This window comes from Vibrio sp. 704, from assembly GCF_033339295.1.
Window position 1 is genome coordinate 53,409 of record NZ_JAWOUH010000006.1, and the last position, 23,504, is coordinate 76,912.

19 protein-coding genes and 1 riboswitch are annotated in these 23,504 nt (G+C 45.9%); of the genes, 8 read left to right on the top strand and 11 right to left on the bottom strand.

Features of this window, described 5'->3' with window-relative positions; translation table 11 throughout:
* Positions 1–52 precede the first annotated feature (52 nt).
* Positions 53–988 (bottom strand): malate dehydrogenase, encoded by a 936-nt coding sequence (gene mdh / locus R7R24_RS10880; RefSeq protein ID WP_005379660.1) that lies wholly within the window; start codon positions 986–988, stop codon positions 53–55.
* 359 nt (positions 989–1,347) lie between these two features.
* On the opposite strand from mdh, the gene argR reads away from it, so the two are divergent.
* The 4 genes from argR (at position 1,348) to R7R24_RS10900 (ending at position 6,546) form a co-directional block, all read left to right on the top strand.
* Positions 1,348–1,818, top strand: coding sequence for a transcriptional regulator ArgR (argR, locus tag R7R24_RS10885; RefSeq protein WP_005379659.1), 471 nt, complete (start codon positions 1,348–1,350; stop codon positions 1,816–1,818).
* Between the two features lie 405 nt (positions 1,819–2,223).
* Positions 2,224–3,192 carry a TAXI family TRAP transporter solute-binding subunit gene (locus R7R24_RS10890; RefSeq protein ID WP_005379657.1) on the top strand — a complete coding sequence of 323 codons (969 nt, stop codon included), beginning with the start codon at positions 2,224–2,226 and terminating at the stop codon, positions 3,190–3,192.
* A 291-nt stretch (positions 3,193–3,483) separates the two neighbouring features.
* The gene (locus R7R24_RS10895; RefSeq protein ID WP_005383099.1) at positions 3,484–6,063 is read left to right on the top strand and encodes a TRAP transporter permease; all 2,580 of its coding nucleotides are present in this window, start codon (positions 3,484–3,486) and stop codon (positions 6,061–6,063) included.
* 45 nt (positions 6,064–6,108) lie between these two features.
* The gene (locus R7R24_RS10900) at positions 6,109–6,546 is read left to right on the top strand and encodes a universal stress protein (RefSeq protein WP_005379654.1); all 438 of its coding nucleotides are present in this window, start codon (positions 6,109–6,111) and stop codon (positions 6,544–6,546) included.
* A gap of 63 nt (positions 6,547–6,609) precedes the next feature.
* Here R7R24_RS10900 and R7R24_RS10905 read toward each other — a convergent pair whose 3' ends face one another.
* Positions 6,610–7,686 carry an alkene reductase gene (locus tag R7R24_RS10905; RefSeq protein ID WP_186584484.1) on the bottom strand — a complete coding sequence of 359 codons (1,077 nt, stop codon included), beginning with the start codon at positions 7,684–7,686 and terminating at the stop codon, positions 6,610–6,612.
* Between the two features lie 92 nt (positions 7,687–7,778).
* Between R7R24_RS10905 and R7R24_RS10910 the strand changes: the two genes are divergently transcribed.
* Complete coding sequence (locus R7R24_RS10910) at positions 7,779–8,726, top strand: LysR family transcriptional regulator (RefSeq protein WP_005379650.1); 948 nt, start codon at positions 7,779–7,781, stop codon at positions 8,724–8,726.
* An 18-nt stretch (positions 8,727–8,744) separates the two neighbouring features.
* Here the strand turns inward: R7R24_RS10910 and thiQ are convergent, their stop codons facing one another.
* The 5 genes from thiQ to mpl form a co-directional block, all read right to left on the bottom strand.
* Positions 8,745–9,449, bottom strand: coding sequence for a thiamine ABC transporter ATP-binding protein (gene thiQ, locus R7R24_RS10915; protein WP_005379648.1), 705 nt, complete (start codon positions 9,447–9,449; stop codon positions 8,745–8,747).
* Complete coding sequence (thiP, locus tag R7R24_RS10920; protein WP_025768364.1) at positions 9,449–10,999, bottom strand: thiamine/thiamine pyrophosphate ABC transporter permease ThiP; 1,551 nt, start codon at positions 10,997–10,999, stop codon at positions 9,449–9,451. The genes thiQ and thiP overlap by 1 nt, the downstream gene beginning before the upstream one ends.
* 77 nt (positions 11,000–11,076) lie before the next feature.
* Positions 11,077–12,069: a thiamine ABC transporter substrate binding subunit gene (gene thiB, locus R7R24_RS10925; protein WP_025768363.1), complete on the bottom strand. Its 993-nt coding sequence runs from the start codon at positions 12,067–12,069 to the stop codon at positions 11,077–11,079.
* A 72-nt stretch (positions 12,070–12,141) separates the two neighbouring features.
* Positions 12,142–12,278: riboswitch (TPP riboswitch) on the bottom strand.
* Positions 12,279–12,315: 37 nt separating this feature from the next.
* The gene (locus tag R7R24_RS10930) at positions 12,316–12,954 is read right to left on the bottom strand and encodes a flavin prenyltransferase UbiX (protein ID WP_025768362.1); all 639 of its coding nucleotides are present in this window, start codon (positions 12,952–12,954) and stop codon (positions 12,316–12,318) included.
* A 5-nt stretch (positions 12,955–12,959) separates the two neighbouring features.
* Complete coding sequence (mpl, locus tag R7R24_RS10935; RefSeq protein WP_025768361.1) at positions 12,960–14,318, bottom strand: UDP-N-acetylmuramate:L-alanyl-gamma-D-glutamyl-meso-diaminopimelate ligase; 1,359 nt, start codon at positions 14,316–14,318, stop codon at positions 12,960–12,962.
* Positions 14,319–14,630: 312 nt separating this feature from the next.
* Here mpl and fbp point away from each other — a divergent pair, with 312 nt between their 5' ends.
* Together fbp and ppa are read left to right on the top strand one after the other, a co-directional pair.
* Positions 14,631–15,647 (top strand): class 1 fructose-bisphosphatase, encoded by a 1,017-nt coding sequence (gene fbp, locus R7R24_RS10940; protein WP_005383114.1) that lies wholly within the window; start codon positions 14,631–14,633, stop codon positions 15,645–15,647.
* A 127-nt stretch (positions 15,648–15,774) separates the two neighbouring features.
* Positions 15,775–16,305: an inorganic diphosphatase gene (ppa, locus tag R7R24_RS10945; protein ID WP_005379635.1), complete on the top strand. Its 531-nt coding sequence runs from the start codon at positions 15,775–15,777 to the stop codon at positions 16,303–16,305.
* A 73-nt stretch (positions 16,306–16,378) separates the two neighbouring features.
* Here the strand turns inward: ppa and R7R24_RS10950 are convergent, their stop codons facing one another.
* Genes R7R24_RS10950 through R7R24_RS10965 form a run of 4 tightly spaced genes read right to left on the bottom strand, consistent with a single transcriptional unit; the run spans position 16,379 to position 22,656 of the window.
* The gene (locus R7R24_RS10950) at positions 16,379–16,741 is read right to left on the bottom strand and encodes a DUF2799 domain-containing protein (RefSeq protein ID WP_025768360.1); all 363 of its coding nucleotides are present in this window, start codon (positions 16,739–16,741) and stop codon (positions 16,379–16,381) included.
* 49 nt (positions 16,742–16,790) lie between these two features.
* Entirely contained in the window at positions 16,791–17,138 is a 348-nt protein-coding gene (locus R7R24_RS10955; protein ID WP_025768359.1) for a gamma-glutamylcyclotransferase, read from the bottom strand.
* A 44-nt stretch (positions 17,139–17,182) separates the two neighbouring features.
* Positions 17,183–20,947 carry a translocation/assembly module TamB domain-containing protein gene (locus R7R24_RS10960; RefSeq protein WP_054579270.1) on the bottom strand — a complete coding sequence of 1,255 codons (3,765 nt, stop codon included), beginning with the start codon at positions 20,945–20,947 and terminating at the stop codon, positions 17,183–17,185.
* Entirely contained in the window at positions 20,944–22,656 is a 1,713-nt protein-coding gene (locus R7R24_RS10965; RefSeq protein ID WP_318119494.1) for an autotransporter assembly complex family protein, read from the bottom strand. The genes R7R24_RS10960 and R7R24_RS10965 overlap by 4 nt, the downstream gene beginning before the upstream one ends.
* A gap of 167 nt (positions 22,657–22,823) precedes the next feature.
* Here R7R24_RS10965 and msrA point away from each other — a divergent pair, with 167 nt between their 5' ends.
* Complete coding sequence (gene msrA / locus R7R24_RS10970; protein ID WP_005379620.1) at positions 22,824–23,462, top strand: peptide-methionine (S)-S-oxide reductase MsrA; 639 nt, start codon at positions 22,824–22,826, stop codon at positions 23,460–23,462.
* The last annotated feature ends 42 nt before the right edge of the window (positions 23,463–23,504 follow it).

Consider the following 23,504-nt stretch of genomic DNA (forward strand, 5'->3'; position numbering starts at 1 on the left):
TCAAAAAAGCCGATCAAAATGATCGGCTTTCTTCTTATATAGGCTTTCTAGATTACTTTGCGAATTCAACACCAATGTTGATGTCGCCATTTAGTGTTTCTAGCATACCGTCTAATGCAGACTTTTCGTAATCGCTGAGTTTGCCGTAGCTTAGTACTTCTTCAACGCCTTCTTTACCCAGTTTCACAGGTTGCGCGAAGTAAGTCGCGTGTTCGCCGTCGCCTTCAACGTAAGCGCACTCAACTACGCCTTCTTCACCTTGAAGAGCACGAACCAGAGACAGACCAAAGCGACATGCAGCTTGGCCCATTGACAGTGTTGCACTACCACCACCCGCTTTCGCTTCTACAACTTCAGTACCTGCATTTTGAATACGTTTCGTTAATGCTTCTACTTCTTCAGCTGTAAACTCAACACCTTCTACTTGAGACAGTAGAGGTAAGATCGTTACGCCAGAGTGACCACCAATTACTGGCACGCGAACGTCACCTGGATCTTTGTCTTTTAGCTCAGCAACAAACGTTTCTGAACGGATAACATCCAACGTTGTTACACCAAATAGACGACGCTTATCATAAACACCCGCTTTTTTAAGAACTTCAGCAGCAATTGGCACTGTTGTATTTACAGGGTTTGTGATGATACCAACACAAGCTTTCGGACAAACAACCGCAATCTTCTCCGCTAGCGATTTAACGATACCAGCGTTTACATTAAATAGATCCGCACGATCCATACCTGGCTTACGCGCAACACCAGCAGAAATTAGCACAACATCCGCGCCTTCTAGTGCTGGAGTAGGATCTTCACCAGCGTAACCTTTGATAGAAACTGGCGTAGGGATGTGGCTAAGATCAGCGGCCACACCAGGAGTTACTGGAGCAATATCATATAGGGCTAGATCAGAACCAGCAGGAAGACGGTTCTTAAGTAGAAGGGCCAGGGCTTGACCGATGCCACCAGCGGCACCAATAACGGCTACTTTCATGTAGTTCTCCTTGAGAGTATTTCTCTTATAAACGTATTCGTAGGGTAGTTTGTAACCAACTTAAATAAAGCTATCGGAATCACAACTTGATTACAATCAATTAACGCTAGCTTTGCGACCTCGCGCAACTCGCTGTTACCGTGCTACAAATGGGGCTTGGATTATTCTTTTATTCTGTTGAAATGACAAGGAATTCAAGAAAACAGATACAGCCCTACTTCAGCGCGCTAAAGAATTCTATGTGGTATATAGTTTACAGTGACGCATCTAACATAATCCTGGGACTCTTTGGCACCGCCTGAATATATATGCGAGAATATGCAAAATTGCTGACCCGTAATAAGAGATTTGTAATGACTATGCGCAATTCAGAAAAACAAGACAACTTAGTTCGCGCCTTTAAAGCCCTGTTAAAAGAAGAAAGCTTTGGCTCACAGGGCGAGATTGTTGACGCACTCAAACAGCAAGGGTTTGAGAGTATCAACCAATCTAAAGTCTCACGTATGCTGACTAAATTTGGCGCCGTCCGTACGCGCAATGCAAAAATGGAAATGGTTTACTGTCTTCCTGCTGAGCTAGGTGTCCCAACAGTCAGCAGTTCTCTGCGTGAACTAGTACTAGACATCGATCGTAACGCAGCGTTAGTAGTAATTCACACTGGCCCAGGTGCAGCACAGTTGATTGCTCGCTTGCTTGATTCACTCGGTAAATCCGAAGGTATTCTTGGTGTTGTCGCAGGTGACGATACCATTTTCATTACGCCAACCATGGCAATTACGACTGAGCAACTCTTCAAATCAGTGTGCGAGCTGTTCGAATATACTGGTTAAGTTCTATAAAGCTTCAATCAGCTAACTCATTGTGGGTTATAAAAGAAGTCTCATTTTGTAGCCCATAATTTATGTAAATTTTTTGCTTACTCCGCTCATTCTTTAACCATCCATTTTGTGATTAACATCACGCAATTGATCTTTTTCATTTCAGTCACTAAACGTTAATTAAGCAATTGTTTTAAAAAGAATTAAATCACAAATTGAATCCTATCCCCTGATACAAAATTCAGACTTATCAACTATAACATTTAACAATTGGATAATTTTCTGCCAATTTTTTGTTATGATTCGCTCGCTTTTTCAAACGATTGGATTGAAAAAGGTGCCGTTTCCAAATAGGAAACTCCAGAAGTGATTTATGGTTATTTCCGGGTAAATAATGAATATAAGGAAGGGAAATTCATGGCATTTAACAAACTTCTCAAAGTAGGCGCTATCGCTGCAGCCGTAATGGGCGCAGGCGCAGTTAACGCTCAAGAGTTTATTACCATCGGTACTGGCTCTGTGACAGGTGTTTACTACCCAACTGGTGGTGCTATCTGTAAGTTGGTAAATAAAGGTCGTAAAGACCACAACATCCGTTGTTCAGTAGAATCGACTGGTGGCTCAATTTACAACGTTAACACTATCCGTGCAGGCGAATTAGATTTTGGTATCGTGCAATCGGATTGGCAGTACCACGGCTACAACGGTACGAGCAAGTTTGAAGAACAAGGCCCGTACAAGAAGCTACGCGCAATGTTCTCTCTTCATACAGAACCTTTCAACATCATTGCGCGTGCAGATTCAGGTATTGAAAACGTTGAAGACCTGAAAGGTAAGCGCGTAAACATCGGTAATCCAGGCTCTGGTGACCGTGCAACGATGGGCGTTGTCATGGAAGCGATGGGTTGGACAAACGACAGCTTCAAATTGGCGTCTGAGCTAAAAGGCTCTGAACGCTCTCAGGCACTTTGTGATAACAAAATTGACGCCTTCATTTACATGGTCGGCCACCCGAACGGTTCAATCAAAGAAGCAACCACATCATGTGATGCGAAGCTAGTTTCAGCAACAGGCCCTAAAATCGATAAAATTGTTGCCGACAACCCATACTACGCCTTTAGCTCAGTACCGGCTGGTATGTACCGCGGCACAGACAAAGACGTAAACAGCTTTGGTGTTGCAGCAACAATGGTAACGACCTCTGATGTTTCAGACGATGTCGCTTACAACGTGGCAAAAGCTGTGTTTGAAAACTTTGATACCTTCAAACGTCTACACCCTGCATTCGCAAACTTGAAGAAAGAAGACATGGTGAAAGCTGGTCTTTCTATTCCTCTTCACCCAGGTGCAGAAAAATACTACAAAGAAATGGGTCTAATTAAGTAATTTCCTCAGACTCTACATACAGGCAGGAAAGAATATTTTCTGCCTGTTTGAGCATACAGGTTGTAGCACGTTCTAACTGTATGCTTCATTCGCCAGTTTTCTTCTGAAAACTGCGAGCTCATACCCAAGAAAACTTAAACGCCGCCTAACAGAGTATCCAACAATCAACACTTTGAGTTCAGGCAGCAAAATACTCGAAAGCAAACTTCGCTCCATTCACTACACTGATAGAGGCGAAGTGTGGTTCTCGATAAAAATCAGACAGGACCATCAATAATAAGGAAAAAGTACATGGCGACGAATCAAGCTCCGTCACAAGATGTGCAAGAAATGGTGGCTCAGGCAGACACAGGTGCACGTAGCCCTTCGGGAATGCAAGGACGAATCCTTTGGTTTGTTCCTCTGTGTTGGTCACTATTTCAATTATGGTACGCATCCCCGTTACCATTTATTTTCAATTTTGGCGTACTGAACGACACGGAAGCGCGATCTATCCACCTTACTTTCGCGATCTTTTTGGCTTTCACTGCTTATCCAGCGATGAAGAATTCTCCTCGCGATCATATCCCTCTTGTTGATTGGATACTCGCGTTGGCTGGCAGCTTTTCAGCAGCCTATATATACCTTTTTTATACCGAGCTAGCAGGACGCTCAGGCGCACCGACAACGGTTGATATCGTTGTTGCTGTTATCGGTATGATCCTCCTTTTAGAAGCAACACGCCGAGCTCTTGGTCCACCATTGATGGTCGTGGCTGCTGTTTTCCTTACTTACACCTTTGCAGGCCCTTACATGCCTGACGTTATCGCACACAAAGGGGCAAGCTTGAACAAGGCCATGTCCCACTTGTGGCTAACAACAGAAGGCGTATTTGGGGTTGCGCTAGGTGTTTCTACCTCTTTTGTCTTCTTGTTTGTATTGTTTGGAGCAATGCTGGAACGCGCTGGTGCTGGTGCTTACTTCATTAAAGTTGCCTTCTCGTTACTTGGCCATATGAAAGGTGGTCCAGCTAAAGCGGCCGTTGTTGCATCAGGTTTATCTGGTCTGGTTTCTGGTTCTTCAATCGCAAACGTAGTAACAACTGGCACCTTTACGATTCCACTGATGAAGCGTGTTGGCTTTCCCGGCACAAAAGCGGGTGCGGTAGAGGTAGCGGCTTCAACCAATGGTCAGTTAACACCGCCAATCATGGGTGCAGCAGCATTTTTGATGGTGGAATACGTCGGTATCTCCTACGTTGAGGTGATTAAAGCTGCCCTACTTCCAGCGCTAATCTCTTATATTGCTTTAATTTACATTGTTCACCTTGAAGCATGTAAAGCAGGCATGACGGGCCTTCCTCGTCGCCACAACCCAACACTAGTACAAAGTCTGCTGTCCTTTACTGGCACAATCTTAGGATTGTGTGTGATCAGCGCATTGGTTTACTACGGAGTGGGTTGGACAAAGGACGTCTTTGGTGATGCCGCGACACCAATTGTTACCGTCGCACTATTAATCGCGTACGTTGGGTTGGTGAAAGTCTCAGCAAATCACGTGCAAGATGGCGCAATTGAGATTGATGCAGAATTAACAGAAGTACCTGATCCTGGTCCAACCGTTAAGTCAGGCTTGCACTACCTACTCCCTATCGTCGTATTGGTTTGGTGTTTGACTGTCGAACGTTTCTCACCTGGCCTTTCGGCATTCTGGGCAACGGTGTTCATGATTTTCATTTTGCTGACTCAACGTCCGTTGATTGCACTGCTGTCAAAGCAAGGTGACATGCTTCAGCAAACCAAAGATGGCTTTGTCGATCTTGCCGAGAGCTTAGTTTCTGGTGCGCGCAATATGATTGGTATCGGCGTTGCAACCGCGGCAGCGGGCACCGTTGTTGGTGTTGTTACACTAACGGGTATCGGCCTAGTGATGACCGACTTCGTCGAGTTTATCTCTGGTGGCAGCATCATTCTTATGCTGCTCTTTACCGCCATCATTAGCTTGGTTCTGGGGATGGGTCTGCCAACAACGGCGAACTACATCGTGGTCTCTACGCTAATGGCGCCGGTTATTGTTACGCTCGGCGCAGCGCATGGCTTAATTATTCCGTTGATAGCGGTGCACTTGTTCGTTTTCTACTTTGGTATTTTGGCCGACGATACCCCACCTGTAGGCCTTGCGGCTTTTGCAGCAGCAGCAATTGCGAAATCAGATCCAATTCGTACCGGTATCCAAGGTTTTACTTACGATATTCGAACCGCTATTTTGCCGTTCATGTTTGTGTTCAATACCCAGCTATTGTTAATGGGGATCGACTCTTGGTGGCATTTGGCACTCACGGTCATCTCATCGATCATTGCAATGCTGATTTTCTCTGCGGCAACTCAAGGGTGGTGGTTCACGCGTAACAAGTGGTGGGAAACAGTCCTATTATTAGTACTGACGTTTTCGTTTTTCCGTCCAGGTTTTTGGTGGGACATGCTGTACCCAGCGAAAGTTCTTTCTCCTGGCGTTGAGGTAGCTCAAATCACGGAAACACTAAATGTAGGAGAATCATTGGAGTTACGTGTTGCCGGTGAAAACCTTGAGGGCGACTACATTGAGAAAACGGTTCGTCTTCCATTCGAAGACAGTGCGACAACAGCAGACGCACGTATTTCATCTATGGGTCTGATGCTGACCGAAAGTGACAACAAAATGATTGTCGATATGGTTGAATTTGGTAGTCCAGCAGAGTCCGCAGGTATCGACTTTGATTGGGAAATCAAGTGGGTTATCCAGGATGCAGACCGTCCGATGAAAGAGTGGGTGTTTGTACCATGCTTAATGATTTTGCTGGTGCTTGCAATGAACCAAAAACGTCGTGCTCGTAAGGAACAATTGAGCGCATAACCGATTTGGCCCCGAGGATAAAGGGGCCTTAATGAGAGACATTGAATGTACAAACAAATTCTTGTTCCGGTTGATCTAAATGACCAAGGCTTTTCAGACCGAGCGGTTGAACTAGCGGTTTGGCAGGCAAAGCAAGCAAATGCTCAAATCCATCTTCTGACGGTACTACCTGGTATTCACATGTCGATGGTTGCCACATACTTTCCGAAAGATGCTGCGGCCAAAATGAAGCAAGACGTGAAGCAGCAACTAAAAACTTTCGCTAATGAGCATATTGCTGAAGATGTGGTTTACCAAGTGCATGTTGCTGAAGGCAAGGCCTACGCGACCATTCTTGATTATGCAGAACGTTTAGGCGCTGATCTCATCATTATGCCAAGTCACAAGCGCTCTAAAATCAATAAAGTAATGCTTGGCTCTGTCGCGAGTAAGGTTGTGGAATATTCTCCAATCAATGTGATGGTCGTAAAACCGCAAGGCTAAGTAAATACAGAAACGAAAAAGGACGCTAACATTAGCGTCCTTTTTATATTAAACAAGTAAGGGTTATGCCATCATTGGGTAATCGGTATAACCTTCTGCTCCACCCAAATAAAAGTGTTCTGGTTTCGCCTCATTAAGAGGTGCATTTTTCTTAAATCGCTCAACTAAATCTGGGTTTGCGATAAAGGGAACGCCAAATGCGACCACATCAACTTTGTTTTCTGCAATTGCTGTTGCCGCTTCTTGTGCACTGTAGCCCACGTTCGCCATTAAGTGACCTTGATAGTTTTCGCGTGCTGGCTTGAGAACATCTGCTTTTTGTACGCCTTTCAGATCCGCACGCATCACGTGCCAATAAGCAAGATCGAAAGAATTAAGTTGCTCTGCTAAGTAACGCACCAAGCCAACTGGATCACTGTCTTTCATGTCATTAAATCCATTTAGCGGAGATGTGCGCAGACCGACTCTTCCAGGTCCCCATACTTCAACGACTTCTTTCACTATCTCAAGTAAAAATCGAGCACGATTTTCAACCGAGCCACCGTATTCATCGGTACGTAAATTTGAACCGTCACGAAGGAAGTTATCAATAAGATAACCATTGGCGCCATGTATCTCGACCCCATCAAAGCCGGCTTTCTTGGCGTTTTCTGCACCTTGTTTAAACGCCGCAACAATGGAAGCTATCTCATCCACTTCGAGTGCTCGTGGTACCGTATATGCTTGCTTACCCGAAGGGGTATGGACTAATTCATCACGAATGGCCAATGCGCTCGCCGCTACAGGTGTTTTTCCTTCATTCAGATCAGGATGACAAGCTCGTCCCGCATGCCAAATTTGCAGTACAATCTTACCGCCTCTCTCATGAACCGCATCCGTTACCTTTTTCCAAGCTGCGATTTGCTCTTCGCTGTAAATGCCCGGCTCTGCCATGAAAGCAGACGTACCTTCCATCACCATGGTGCATTCAGCAATGATAAGTCCGGCACTCGCACGTTGAGCGTAGTATTCAACCATAAGGTCATTAGGAATATGGTCCGCACCAGCACGAGCTCGCGTTAAAGGCGCCATAATGGCACGGTTATCTAATGCTAATTGACCGAGTTCGATAGGAGAAAATAAGTCTACAGAGTTGGACATGTTGTTTACCTCAAATGACAATAACTTGATGGCTAAGGATGAGATGCCAGACTATAATCAGATTAATATTGAAACAATATGGATAATTGAAAGTGATTGTTCGCAATTTAGAAACAATTGACTTTAGAACGCTTTCTATCTTTGTCACAAGCTGTCGACTACTGAGCTTAACCAAGTGCGCGCTGGAGTTAAACCTACCAAAATCTACTGTTAGCAAAGCCATAACCAAACTCGAACAACACTTTGAAGCCAAACTCCTAGAGCGCACAACCCGAAAGTTAGTGATCACCGAAGCTGGCCAAATGGTTTTAGAGCGTGCTGCAAGCTTAGTTGAGGAATTCCACTCAATTGGCCATGACGTTCAGGAGATGGAACAACAGATCCAAGGCCGGCTGCGGATTTCCGCGCCACCAGCGTTGGATGCGTATATGGCGGAGCACATCTTTTTGCCATTTTTAAAACAATGGCCAAAAGTACAAATTGCGTTAGAAGCATCGAACGATTTTGTTGATCTGTTTTCACACGGCTTTGATATGGCAATTCGAGTCGGTCAGATAGTTGATGATCGATTGATCGCAAAAAAATTAGGCTATACCACTCGAGTCCTGGCTGCTAGCCCTGAGTATTTAGCTGAGTTCGGCGTACCTGAAACGCCAGAAGATCTGACAAAACACAACTGTTTGAGGTATCAATATGTTTCAGAAATAGGGCCTTGGACGCTGATCTCACACGATAATACCGTCAATGTTTCAATAACCAGTAACTTCTCAAGTACAACTGTAGAAGCAATATTGAAAGGCGCACTTAAAGGACTAGGCATCGCTAACTTACCTGTGCAGAACATGACGCAAGAGCTAGAAAGTGGCACCTTAGTCAGAGTGTTACCGCAATGGCACACGGTACCAATGCCTATTTATTTAGTCTATCGTCCTGGAGCAAACCGCCCACGGCGTGTACAAGCAATGATTGACCATATCATGAGCTTAAGATCTCAATTTGAATTTGGACCTCGGCATGGTTTGTGTTGCGGAGAAGCATAACCTAGCAACTATCAGGCACTAGCATGCGGCTCGGATAAATGCCGCAAGCTTCTCACTAGCATGCTGTTCACTCAATGCAGACATATCACCCGCGGCTTCCACTTTACCATCTGCCACAAACACAAAGTGGCTGGCAATCGCTTTGGCATCGCTTAAATGGTGCGTGACCATCAATACGGTTATTCCCCGCTCTGCTGCGAGTTTTTTTACCAAGCTCAGCATCTCTTCACGCAACACCGGATCAAGCGCCGAGAACGGCTCATCCAATAGCCACATGGGATGAGGCTGAACAAAACAACGCGCTAAGGCAACACGTTGACGCTGGCCACCAGAAAGATGCTCTGGCAAACGGTCGAGGTACTCTGCAACACCAACTTGCTGCGCGGCTTGTTCAATCTGACGATTTTGGTCCACCGTAAGCTTTAGCCCTGGGTGTAAGCCCAAACCGATGTTGTCACGCACCGATAAGTGAGCAAACAAATTGTGCTCTTGGAACAACATAGAGAACGGACGCAGATAAGGCTCTTTACGCACAATGGACTCACCATCAACACAAATATCACCACGGTCAGGATGGATGAATCCTGCCACCAACGCCAGCAAGGTTGACTTCCCTGCCCCACTTGGTCCCATCAGCGACACAATCTGTCCTTGCTCAATCGTTAAGTCAAAACGAAACAGTTCACGTTGGTAGGTGTACTGCACATCATCCAACACTAACATTACGCTCTCTCCTTCGTTTTCAATACTTTCTCAATCAAGGCAAAACAGCCCACACTCAACAACAATAAGGTCACCGATACCACCGCAGCCGCGTCCATCTGATAGCTGCCAAGCAGCTGGAATAAATACAGAGGTAAAGTGCGGAACTCTTGTCCGCCAAACAACGCAATAGCACTTAAATCGCCAATCGCAAACATAAAGCTGATCGCAAACGCATGTGCAAACGGCTTGCGTAGCGCCTGCCACTCCACCACTTTAAACCGTTGCCAGCCACGCATGCCTAAGCTGGCACATACATACTGATACTGTTGTTCAATGTGCAACATTGGCTGCGCTAGCGTTTTGATCACGTAAGGCAAAGCCATCAAACCGTTCACCAAAATCACGACAAAAAATGCCAAGCTAAAAACATCGGTAAATGCGCGCAGTAGTAAGAATAAACCGGTGCTAATCACCAGACCTGGAGTCACCAAAATAATGGTGCCGATTAACTCTATTTGATCGGCTCGCGTGTTTTTGTACTGCAACCGCCAACGGCGACTGGTCAATAGTATGGACACCCCTGCAGCGACCGCAAGCGCGCTAGCGACACAGGCGACTTTGAGGGAGTTCAATAGCGCAAACCAAAAACGCTCATCGGTTAATACTGTCCAAACTTGTTGGTTGATGCCACTCAGTAACACCATCAATAACGGCGGTATTACCAGTAAAAAGGCACCTATGATCCAAAAGCTATCCCAAGCTTTTGACCACCCATGATCCTTCGTTAAAAATTGCTGTACCGATGTGCTGCCAGCACTGATAGCAACAGGCTTTGTTAACTTCTGCACACCAATAGCAAGCAGTCCACATAACAGCATCTGCCACAACGCTAATAACGCACCAGCTTGTAAATCAAAATCAAACTTAATCGCTTGATAGATGGCTAGCTCAATAGTGGTGGATTTTGGCCCGCCCCCCAACGCCATTACAGTAGCAAAGCTGGTAAAGCACAACATAAACACCAACCCACAAACGTGGGGAAGCTGCTGCATTAAACGCGGCCATTCTACCCAGCGAAACTTATTCCAATGGCTCATCCCAAGATGCGCGCAAAGCTTATGCTGCTCGGCAGGAATAGACTCCAAGGCTTGCAGAAGCAATCGCGCCGCGTAAGGTAAATTAAAGAACACATGGGCGAGTAAAATGCCGTTCAAACCGTAAATAGAGAATGGCAGTTTAGTGTCGAAACTTTGCAACCACTGCGCCAACAAACCACTGTTGCCATAAATCGCTAACAGCCCAAAAACACCAACCAAAACCGGCAAAACCAGTGTCGATGCAAATAGCTTAAGCAGTAATGATTTACCAATAAATTGGCGACGCGAAAGTGCGTGCGCTACTGGAATGGCAAAGCCAACACTGAGCAATGTGGAAAGAAAAGCTTGGTAAAAGCTGAACTTGGTGACATGTTGATAGTACGGGTCGCCCCATACCACAGACACATCAAGTGAAGGGGCTTGAACAATCAAAGCACCTAGGGCAGAAATAACAAAGGTCGCGATGATCATCGCGACCCCTAAACCTATTTTTGGAACAGAATTCAAAGGTAAAACCTATCTCATTCAGATGAGGGTGGAAACGTCAGCTAAAACGTCAATGCGCTTTGCCATTCGCGAATCCAAGACTTACGCATTTTTGCCACTTCATCAGCACTAAAGCTCAACGACTTGCTTGGAACACTCAAAGTTTCAAAACCTTTAGGTAACTCAACGTCAGTGACTGGGTACATCCAGTTACCCGTTGGCATCGCCGATTGGAACTCATCACTTAAAATGAAACTCATAAATTGATCAGCAAGTTCTGAATTTTTTGCCCCTTTCACTTTGGCGGCGACTTCAACTTGCATGTAGTGGCCTTCAGCAAAACTCGCCGTAGCAAACTTCGAATCGTTTTCCGCAATTAAGTGGTACGCAGGTGAAGTGGTGTAAGAAAGCACTAAATCGGACTCACCATTGAGGAACATAGAATACGCCTCAGACCAACCTTTCGTGACCGTTACGGTTTTGCTCGCTAGCTTCTGCCACGCTTGCGTCACATCGTCGCCATAAATAGATTTCATCCATAGCATTAAGCCTTGGCCCGGCGTTGAAGTCCGCGGATCTTGGTAAATCACTTTCAGATCGTCGCGCGTTTCCACCAGCTCTTTCATGCTTTTCGGCGGATTAGCCAGTTTCTCTTTGTTGTACACAAACGCGAAGTAGCCGTAATCGTACGGTACAAACGTCGTGTCACTCCAACCGTTTGGTAACACTGTGTTAGCCGTATCCACATTGTGCTCGGCAAGCAGACCGGTTTTCTTCGCTTCTGCCATCAGATTGTTATCCAAACCTAACACGATGTCGGCTTTGCTATTACCGCCTTCAAGACGAAGACGATTCAGGATCGACACACCATCGTCTAATGCCACGAAGTTAACGTCACAGCCACATTTTGCTTCAAAAGCTTGCTCGATTTTAGGACCCGGCCCCCAATCTGCGGCAAAAGAGTCGTAGGTATAGATGGTTAATGTGTTTTCAGCGGCAAACGCTGAAGTAGAGGTGATTGCAGCTAAGGCAATCAGATTTAGAGTGGTTTTCACTGCTCGCTCTCCATGAGTATTTCAGAGAAATAAGTTGAGCGGCACAGGGTTTGAGGCGGCTATTAAGGATTTCCAATATCCAGACTCAATTCCTACGCCAGCATTATCTGGTTCAGGTAATACGGGTCCCTAGTAAAGCACTTAGGTCTCAGCGCCCAAATGCATTGATTGACTCAATGCAAAATGGGTTTGCTCCCCGATGAGTTGGATGGATTGTAAAGGTATTTGAGTGGTTACACAATCAGCTCACGAGCGCTGGTCATAGCCCCAACGAGGCACCAAACCTTGCTCAATACCTAAGTGGTCGAGAATTCTCGCCACCATAAAATCCACTAAGTCTTCAATGCTCTTTGGCTGATGGTAGAAGCCCGGGGCCGCTGGCATGATGGTGACGCCCATTTGCGATAGCTTGTGCATGTTCTCCAGATGTAGCGTTGAAAATGGCGTTTCACGAACCACGAGCAACAGCTGCCCGCGCTCTTTCATTACTACATCAGCGGCCCGTTCGATCAAGTTGTCCGACATACCGTGTGCTATGGCCGCAACGCTTCCCGCAGAGCATGGGCAAACCACCATTTGCTTGGGTGCAGCAGAACCAGACGCAACCGGCGAGAACCAATCGTCTTTACCGCAAACGGTGATGTTATTTGGATTGCAGTTCAGGTGCTCTACTAATGCTTGCTGTGCTGCTTCTGGGCCACTTGGCAGCTTAAGATTATGCTCGGTTGCCATCACAACACGAGCTGCCGAAGAAATCAGAACGTAGACATGATAATCCGCCGCAACCAAGCATTCTAAAAGACGAAGGCCGTAGGGAGCACCAGAAGCCCCCGTTAATGCCAACGTGATGGCTTTTTTGTGAGAGGGTTGTGTTTTGTTTTGCATATCAATCAGGCTTTTTGTTTTAACTGCTCAAGAAGTTTTCCGTGAATACCACCGAAGCCACCATTACTCATGACTAGAATTTGGTCACCTGCTCGCGCACGTTCGACGATCTTGGCTACAAAGTTATCTATATCCACATCGACAAACGCTGGCTGTTTGCATTGGTCGGCAATGTCTTGCACAGACCACTCGATATTATCTGGCTGGAACAAGAAGACTTCATCTGCACTGTGTAGTGACTCTGCAAGTGTGTTTTTGTGTACGCCACGCTTCATGGTGGCAGAACGCGGCTCTAACACAGCTAGGATGCGTTTTTCACCTACCTTGTTACGCAAACCACCGACAGTAAGTTCAATTGCCGTTGGGTGATGCGCAAAATCATCGTAAACCGTCACACCTTGTTCTTCACCTTTCAGCTCTAAACGGCGCTTGGTATTGATGAAACGCCCTAATGCTTGGCAAGCAAGATCCGGAGTGACTCCAACATGTCGTGCAGCAGCGATTGCCATCAGCGCATTATCCACATTGTGGTCACCCACCAAATTCCATTCGACGGTACCAACCTTCTCGCCTTGCAACGCAACGTCAAATTTTGAGCCATCAAGCACTAATTTGTGCGCTTGCCAGCCACCATTCTCACCAGAGAACTGTTTTTCAGTCCAGCAGCCACGCTCTAATACATCCGCTAACGCCTGATCTTTTCTCGGCGCTAAGATCAATCCATTGCCCGGTACAGTTCGCACTAAATGATGGAATTGGTGCTTGATCGCTTCTAGATCATCGAAGATATCAGCATGATCAAACTCAAGATTGTTCATGATTAAAGTGCGAGGATGGTAATGCACAAACTTAGAACGCTTATCGAAAAAAGCACTGTCATATTCGTCCGCTTCAACGACAAAAAACATACTTTCACCCAAACGAGCAGACACTCCGAAGTTACCGAGTACCCCACCGACTAAGAAACCCGGTTGATAACCACAATCTTCAAGTATCCAAGCAAGCATGCTCGACGTGGTCGTTTTCCCATGTGTACCCGATACCGCCAATACCCAACGATCATGCAGCAAAAACTCGTTGAGCCACTGCGGGCCAGAGGTGTAACGCATGTTAGTGTTGAGCACATGCTCGACACAAGGGTTGCCACGGCTCATCGCATTACCAATCACCACAAGATCTGGTTGAGGGTCGAGTTGAGACGGGTCAAAGCCTTCAATAATTTCAATACCTTGAGACTCAAGCAGTGTGCTCATTGGCGGATAAACGTTGGCATCAGAACCAGTGACTTTATGTCCTAATTGGCGCGCTAGAATCGCTGCGCCGCCCATAAATGTGCCACAGATACCCAAGATATGAATGTGCATAAACTAAACCTTGTAATGCGTTTTTTAATGCTTTCATTATCGCGATTACCGCCTGAAAAGCGAGTGACTTTAGCCTTCTTCTTGCAGTCCCTTTCACAAATATGACAAGGTTGAACACAGACTGTACAACCTCTTGCTTACTGATGAATCCCTCAAACAAGTCTACAAATAAATTGAGATCTCAAACAGTTACTTCATTACCATTAAAAAGATCTGCGACTTAAACTTACATCCAGCGCAATCGTTTAACATCCATAAAGAGATGCTCACTTGCGCACTACCCCCAATGAAATGAAAATGTAAGGATTAACCATGTCAGGACTGCGCACCCTAGGCGAGTTCATTGTCGAAAAACAAGCGGATTTCCCCCACGCTAGCGGTGATCTATCATCCCTTTTAGCCTCCATTCGTTTAGCTGCAAAAATCGTTAACCGCGAAATCAACGCAGCGGGTCTCGGTGATATCACTGGTGCTGTAGGCACGGAAAATGTCCAAGGTGAAGATCAGCAAAAGCTCGATGTTTACGCGAACGATAAGTTCAAAGCCGCGCTTGAAGCTCGTGATCAAGTGTGTGGCGTTGCCAGTGAAGAAGAAGACGAAGCAGTTGCGTTCAATAAAGAACTCAACCAAAACGCCAAATATGTAGTACTGATGGACCCACTTGATGGTTCTTCTAACATCGATGTGAACGTCTCTGTTGGTACTATCTTCTCGATTTACCGTCGTGTTTCTCCAATCGGTACTCCACCAACTGAAGAAGACTTCCTACAACCTGGTCACAAGCAAGTGGCTGCGGGCTACGTGATTTACGGCTCCTCCACCATGTTGGTATACACAACTGGTAACGGCGTAAACGGCTTTACTTACGACCCATCTATCGGCAGCTTCTGTCTTTCTCATGAAAACATGATGATTCCTGATGATGGTAAGATCTACTCCATCAACGAAGGTAATTACATTCGTTTCCCTCAAGGGGTGAAGAAGTACATCAAGTACTGCCAAGAAAACGTGCCAGAAGACGGTCGCCCATACACTTCTCGCTACATTGGCTCGCTGGTTGCTGATTTCCACCGCAACCTACTGAAAGGTGGTATCTACCTTTACCCAAGCACACAAAGCCACCCACAAGGCAAGCTACGCCTGCTTTACGAATGTAACCCTATGGCATTCCTCATTGAGCAAGCTGGCGGCATTGCATCGGACGGCGTGAATCGCATTATGGACATCAAGCCTACTGAGTTGCACCAGCGTGTACCTTTCTTTGTGGGTTCGAAGAACATGGTTCGCAAAGTTGAAGAGTTCCTTGAACTGCACCGCGACGAAGAATAATTTCAGACCTTTGTCCAACGCGGCAGGTGTTTACCTGCCGCGTTTTTGTCGCTAAAGTGAAACGCGAATTTATCATCAGATGAAGCCGCTTTTGTGTGACTCATCGTTAATGAAAAGGAATATTCTAATGAGCTTAAACCATGTACCAGCAGGCAAGTCGCTGCCTGAAGATATCTATGTCGTTATCGAAATTCCTGCAAATGCAGATCCAATCAAGTACGAAGTAGATAAAGACTCTGGTGCTGTATTTGTCGACCGTTTCATGTCTGCACCAATGTTCTACCCATGCAACTATGGCTATGTGAACAATACCCTGTCTCTTGATGGCGACCCAGTCGACGTATTGGTACCAACACCATACCCACTCATGCCAGGTTCAGTCATTCGCTGCCGTCCTGTTGGCGTTTTGAAGATGACAGATGAATCGGGTGAAGATGCAAAAGTGTTTGCGGTTCCCCACTCAAAAATCTCGAAAGAGTACGAGCACATCCAAGATGTGGACGATATTCCAGAACTACTGAAAGCGCAGATCACGCAATTCTTTGAGCGTTACAAAGAGCTTGAAGCAGGCAAATGGGTGAAAGTGGATGGTTGGGCAGATGTTGCTGCCGCTAAAGCTGAGATCCTAGAATCTTACGAGCGCGCTCAGAAAAAATAAGCATCACTGCTGATACAAAATTAAAAAGAGCTGCTCTAGGGCAGCTCTTTTGCTTTCATCTTACCTGTGTCAACTAGATAGGTGCGCCTGCTGAAGACATTCGTCCAGCGTCGTAGTCATGTTGAAAGAAGGGGTCAACATCATCACAAATGCCAAAATACGGACGCCCGATAACACCGAGCATATAAGCACTTTGCTCGCAATACTCTTGTTTACCTTGCTGGTAACCCGCTTGATAAGCCATTATCAGTTCTGGCGTCGCATGGTTAACATCATCCAGCTTCGCAATTCGCTCCTCAGATAACTCCCGTAATCCATCTAAAGCTGACTGCTTACCAAACACTTGCCAATCGGTCACATTATTCGAAGTCGGTAGTGTTGTTTGTGCACATGCAGCAAGAAGCAACGCCATTACTCCAATTACGAATGTTTTCATCGTGACTCCTTAGTGTTTAGCTCGTTGCTATTGATAATGTCAGTATAGCTCACACCTTTTGACACCAATCTCCGGAAGCGATTTCTTCGGTTAACTGCTCAGTATCTTGATATAAGTAGATCCAAGCTTGGCCAAAAGGCGTAACGATGCTCTCTCGGCGATATTCCACTGGCACATCTTCTAACCTATCTAGCTCAGATAAGGTTTCATCATCAATCAGATACACTTCACCTTGAATCGAGCGTTGCCCAACAGACAACGCTGGATAAGGGCCTAAGTCATACATTGCAAATTGAGCATCCGTTTCATGTAAACCAAGAAACTGCGCCGAGCGCAAATACTGATGGTTGTACTCTCCCTTGCGTAACGTGCCGTAGACAAAAATCAAATGCTGCATAACCACTCCTTAGTCATGACTGTGTATGCTTAGGTTAAAGCACTTTAATCGAACTCAAACTGATAGAGTAGGTCAACGGCGCTATCTACACCAGATACCGCTTCTAAATACAAGTCTTGCATCAATCGGTAACGCACAGTGAACTCACCTAGGGAGTTAAAGATGCCGACACCATATTTCACCTGCAAACCAGGCAGAATATAACCACTCACCGTCACTTGCGAATCATCGCCCGACCCAGCAGTGTCCAGCTGTAAATCCTGTACGCCAAAGGCTTCACCGATTTCACCAACCACACGACCACTCTTCGCCAAGCTTAAACCAATTAAGGTAGTCGTCATTGCATTACCACCGGCTTCACCATCAATATCTTGACCACGAAGTAGATAAGAAAGTGCATTGGCTTGGTTCATCGCGGGCTCTGAGAAAATTTCTATACTCGGATCAGATGCTGGGCCCGACACTTGTACCCCCGCAATGACATCATCTTGGGTATTGTCTGGATTACGAATCGCTTTGATAGACAAGTAAGGTTGATCTGGTGGACCATTCATCAGAATCTTACCTTCTTTAATCAATAAGTCCTGACCAAACGAACGATAAGAACCGTCGACAACATTCACTTCACCAACGATGAAAGGACCTTTGTCTTTTTGTGTCACGTTTAGGTTCCCTTTCAACCCACCTTTTAAACCAAAAGCGGCAAGTTGGAAGTCATCACCAATTTTAATGTTGATGTTCGTTTCCACATCAAACGGCATCGCAGCGACATCGTCCACTGGCTGCAAGTTTTTATCGAGAATAACGGTATCACTCGATACACCTACCGCACTTGGTGGAAGCTCTTCGACGACAATTCTGCCCCATGGCAAATTAATATCACCCTCAATTTTCGCAAGCTGAGGAGTCACATCTATTGTCATGTCAGGCTCAACTTTGATTTTTACCATTGGAGGCAAATCAACATTGAGCTCTTTAGCAAATACACGCGCTTTAGTGCGCCAGTTCTGTAAGTCCTGCCAGTCGGCATCACCGGTAACGTTCAACTCACCATCCGGGGTTAAAATTCCGGCATCCAAGTCCGCTTGATGGCCTTTAAAGTTGATGACGACCTGCCCTGAGTTTATATCTATCGGTGTGACTTCACCCTGTAGCTTCATTTGGTCAATCAAGAACTGACCATTAACCTTCGGATGCATGACGTCACCTGATATCGCTAGGTCAGTATTCATGTTTGCTTTAAACAAGCTGTACTCACCAATCAACGGTGCCAAGAAATCCAAGTGGAACGTAGAGAGTGAAACCTTACCATCAATAGTGGGCTTTTCAGTCGAGACATTCAGTAAAGAAACCTTACCAGACAAGTCGCCGTTATCTTTCACATCAAATAGCCACTCGGCATCAAGCTTGTCTTTCGCTAATGCTGCTTTAAAGTTGAAGCTTTCCCAACCGACTTTAATTGGCTGTTCAAGCGCTTGTTCAACTTGGCCTTTTGGCATATTGACACTTAAGGTTACTTCAGGCTTTTTCTCTGGTGCCCATTTAGCAAAAGCCTGTGCATTAACCGAGCCTTGCAGCTTGGTTTCTGGCGGCAGGAATTGTTTGATTTGGTCAAAATCAAAATCATTGATGGCTAACTTCGCCTGGCCACTCTTACCGACACTAATGTCTTCGGTTAGACATACGCTCGACTCCGCTTGCAACCAACAATGCGCTTGAACGTTCGCGATCTGTTTGTCGATATTGACCTTCACCGCGGTCGATTTTTGCAACGCCCACGGGCCTTGTTGCGAGCTCAGCGTCAAGCGGCGCAGCGCCCCATCCCAAATCATTTCTGGTTTCTGCTGGAATGTCCCTTCAATTTCTAAACTGGTCGACACCAGGTCAGACACTACATCGAGCGTCAGTTGATGCAGTTTTTCATCCCCAGAGACTTCAAGGTCAGCACTATCAACTTTTATGTCGTCATAGGTAATGTTGTTCGCAATAAGGCTTATGTTCGCTTTTGGTGCTGGCAGAGGCTTCACATCACCCTTTAAGGTGATCGTTTCTACGTTCGCCTGTTGCTGCCAGTTAATCTGATTTAAAGCGAGATCAAGATTGATGTCTGGTTCTTTCAAGCTACCACGTAGTGCGACTTTACCTTGCATCTTACCTGCAAGGTCCGGAACACTTTTCGCAAAATCAGGGAAGTTAACCTCAACATCCATCAGAATTTGCTTATCTATCTTACCCTTTGCACTGAGTTGGTTTGGACCATGAGAAAGCGCCAAACCCTGAGTGGTAAGTTGGATGTCTTCGCCTTTGCCGTTTTTATCAGACGCTTCAAGTTGCCCTTCAACATTCAGCGGATACCCTCGCAAAATGCCGTCAATGTCTAACTTAGGCAAACTGACTTGCCAACCGCCTTGTTCTGTTAACGACCCCGAAGTCGAAAGATTACCGCTGATATCCCCTTCGGCTTCTTTCCACTGCAATCCTGGTTGAATGTTTTTCAGGTTTAAGTCAGCTTGCCAGTTGATTGGCGCGGCCCAATTGGCCATGACTTTCCCAGAGAGTTCGCCTCCCAGGGTTTTCACTACAAGGCTTTCGAGGTCAATTTGCTCTAACGTACCTTTGCCGTTTAGTGCGACATCAACGGCGGGAATATCTTTGCCTGACGCTTTGGTTTCTAATGCGACTTCGTAGCCATCAAGTGAGCCTTTTGCCGCCAAGCTTGGTACAGAAACCTGGTAATCGCTTTGTCCAAATAGCGGCCATTGCGCCTGTACATTTTTAATCGCGACATCAAACGGTAACTGCGTTTTAAGCGGTTGAATATCACCTTTGATCTCCGCTTGTACAAGCTCAGAAAGCGTAGCATTTAGTGACAAATCACCAACCGAACCCGAGACCGAAAGCGACAGTTTTTGTCCCTTCGCATCCGCTTGCTTCACTAACGCGTCCAGTTGCGCTTTGATAGGGTAATCAGAAGAAAGCGTCACTTGTGTGCTCAACTTGCCTTCCACTTCTGGCATGTCGAGCTCTAATGTTTTGACATCAACACGCTCACCGCCTGCTCTTGCAACCAAACCAAGATGATTGACGATCACTGGCGTTCCACCTGCCAGTTTGAAATTGTGAATATCAAGACGACGCGCTTCAACCGTCAGTGGAATCCATACTTCGGGTAACACAATATCTTGCGGCGTAACGTCAGTTTCTTTCGGCTCCTCGGCAGCCGCTTCAGGTTCAGCCTCACTTGGTGCTAAAGCCACATTAATGTCTTTCAACGCGGTAGGTGCGATCACCAAACGATCACCCTGCATCGACAAAGCTGTCGAGAATGTTTGCCAATCAATTTGATTGCCCAGCACATTGACATTGATGTCATTAAAGCTGACTTTATTAACAAAAATTGGCACTGGCGTACTGATAGAACGCAGTGGTGGTGTTTCCTCTTGCTCCTCGCTTGCTGGCGGTAGCTCTGGCATCTTAAAGTCAAGCCCCTGCAGTCTTAACTCATCGACACAGACCTTAGGGTCAAAGAAACAGCGGAAGTTCACTGCCAATGCTAAACGCTCGACTTTGGCGTCGATATTCAAAGACTCATCGAAAAAACTGACGTTATGCAGTTCGAAGCGAGGAAACAATGAACCCTGCACTTTTTCAATCTGCAATTGTGGTAGTGCTTTTTCGGCTCCCCACAAGGCAAATTTGAGGCCTGGGTGGGTAAATAAAACTGTCGCGACAATAATGATGAGCAACAGCAATAGACCAATCAAACTGAGCGACAGCCATTTGGTCCACTTAAACATCATTTTGATCATAGCTCAGGCCCCAATGAGAAGTGGATACGAAACTCTCGTTCTGGTTTTGCATCCAACCCCCATGCAAAATCAAAACTAACAGGGCCCACCGGAGACGCCCAGCGGATACCAACACCAGCACCTGATTTCCAATCTGGTGTTTCATTAAACGCATCACCAATATCGTAAAACGTTGCAGCCCACCAGTTTCCATAAACACGATATTGGTATTCTAATGTACTGCTAACAATGTATTTACCCCCCGTCAGGGCGCCACTCTCATCCACAGGTGAAATAGATTCATAGCCGTAACCACGAATATTATTGTCACCACCAGCGAAGAAACGCAGCGACGGTGATAGTTTTTCAAGTTCATCGGTAATATTCGCACCACCTTCTAAGCGGAACAAACCACGATGATTCTCTCCAATACCACGAATCCAAGAAGTCGAGCCAATTAAGCGGAGCACTCTAGTTTCAGAAAGCATAGCGGTATCACCATACTCAATAGTGATGCTTTGCTTGTCTCCCCACATTGGCATATTGCCCCCTCGAACCCTAGTCCGAGAAAATGTCGCACCTGGAAGTACGAAGTTGAATTCATCATCTTGTAAACCTTGCGTAAAGCTCTCGTACAAATGACGAACATAAACGGTATTATGCCAACCACCGTCTGCTAACCAATGACGCTCCACTGCAAGGTTAGACTCGATACTCTGCGTGTCACGGTTGTCTAGGTTTTTAAGCCCATATTGAACTTGATAATAATCGTTAGCGACATCTTCTAAAGGAATTTTGTAAGAAGCAGTCACGGTTTGCTCTGGCTTAGATAGGGATAAAGCGGTGTTGAAACTGTGTCCTCGGGAGCTCACCCAAGGTTTCTTCCACTTCAACGTTCCTCGAACGCCGACATCCGTTGAGTAACCAATACCCGTCTCGATCTGATTCTTCGAAGCAGGAGATAAAGACACTTTAATTGGCAAGTCTCGGCCATCATCAAGCCTATCCAATTCAGGCTCAACAAAAACTGAGGAAAACCACTCCGTATTTGATAGCTTCTGGTTAAACTCGCCCAGCTTCGAAACGTTGTATGGGTCCCCTTCTTTAAAAGGTTGTAGTGATGCGACACGGTCTTCCCAGATGTGGTTGCCAATAAAAGAAACGTCGCCAAAATTGAAACGTATTCTACTGCTGTAGTGCAAACGGACATTAGCTTCGTTCAGATCAGGGATAACCTCTAATCGACTTAGCGTAAACTCACCATTGAAGTAACCACGCTGAAGCGCCAAGTTACGAATGCCTGACTTAAGGGTGTCGTATTGGCCTTGATTCAAAACTTGGCCAACTTTGAGCGGAGAGCGCTCAATAAGTTTTGCAAACTCTTCATCGTCCTTGGCCTCTCCAGTGATGACCACATCCATGACTTTCACTTTCACTGGCAAGCCCGGCTTGATGAGCACAATTAACTCATCATTCGCTTCAGGAATAGAGTATGAAATTTTTGCATGATAATACCCAAGCGCGTTAAGCGCTTCAGTGATACTTTGATCTAATCTCGCTTGAAAACGCAGAGAAGTGGAGTAATCCTTCTCTGGAATAGATGATAGATACGCACTGACATTCTCTTCTAAAGCGCCATCAATGCCTTTCAAAGTCAAAGAAACATCGGCATAGGCACCATGAGAAAAGGCAAACAGGCCAACAATGGTGGGGAGAGCTTTTTTTATCATGCTTTTATGGCTGAATGAGGTTAAGTAAACGTAAATAATGATAACGCCAATTAGATTCTAAGTCTGTAATATTAATAGGTTTAACGCGGTCTATGTCATCACAGCATCAGATACAGACGAAATGAAAAAGTTCGCAAATTTAAGACACGTATTGAAGGACAAATACCATGCTCAACAAACAAACATTGATCAGTATAGAAGATGCCTTGCCAGGTAGAGATCAACCAATGCAGATTGACGATCATCATTTTGTAAATAAATCTAACCTAAAGGCGCCTCTGGCGTCACACCAACAGCAGATTTTGCTCGGAATGGGCTGTTTTTGGGGCGCTGAGCGCGTATTTTGGCAACTCGACGGCGTTGTATCTACTTCGGTCGGTTACGCTGGGGGGTACACACCCAATCCCACCTATGAAGAGGTCTGTACAGGTAAAACGGGTCATACAGAAGTCGTACGAGTCGTTTTCGATGAACGCGTCATCTCATTAGAAAAGCTACTGGCTGTTTTTTGGGAAAAACACGACCCAACTCAGGGAATGCGTCAAGGTAACGACTTAGGTACTCAATATCGTTCAGCAATTTACACTTATTCGACGGAGCAGCTCGAGAGCGCAGAGAAATCGAAACTCTTGTATCAACAAGCACTGCAAGAAGAGCAACGCGCGAACATCACCACCGAAATACAACCAGCAGGTCCGTATTACTTTGCGGAAACCTACCACCAGCAATATTTGGCGAAAAACCCTGATGGTTACTGTGGCATCGGAGGAACGGGAGTTTGCTTCCCACCAAGCCTCCAAGGATAAACCTAACCAGCAACAAAAAGAGCGACCGATATGGTCGCTCTT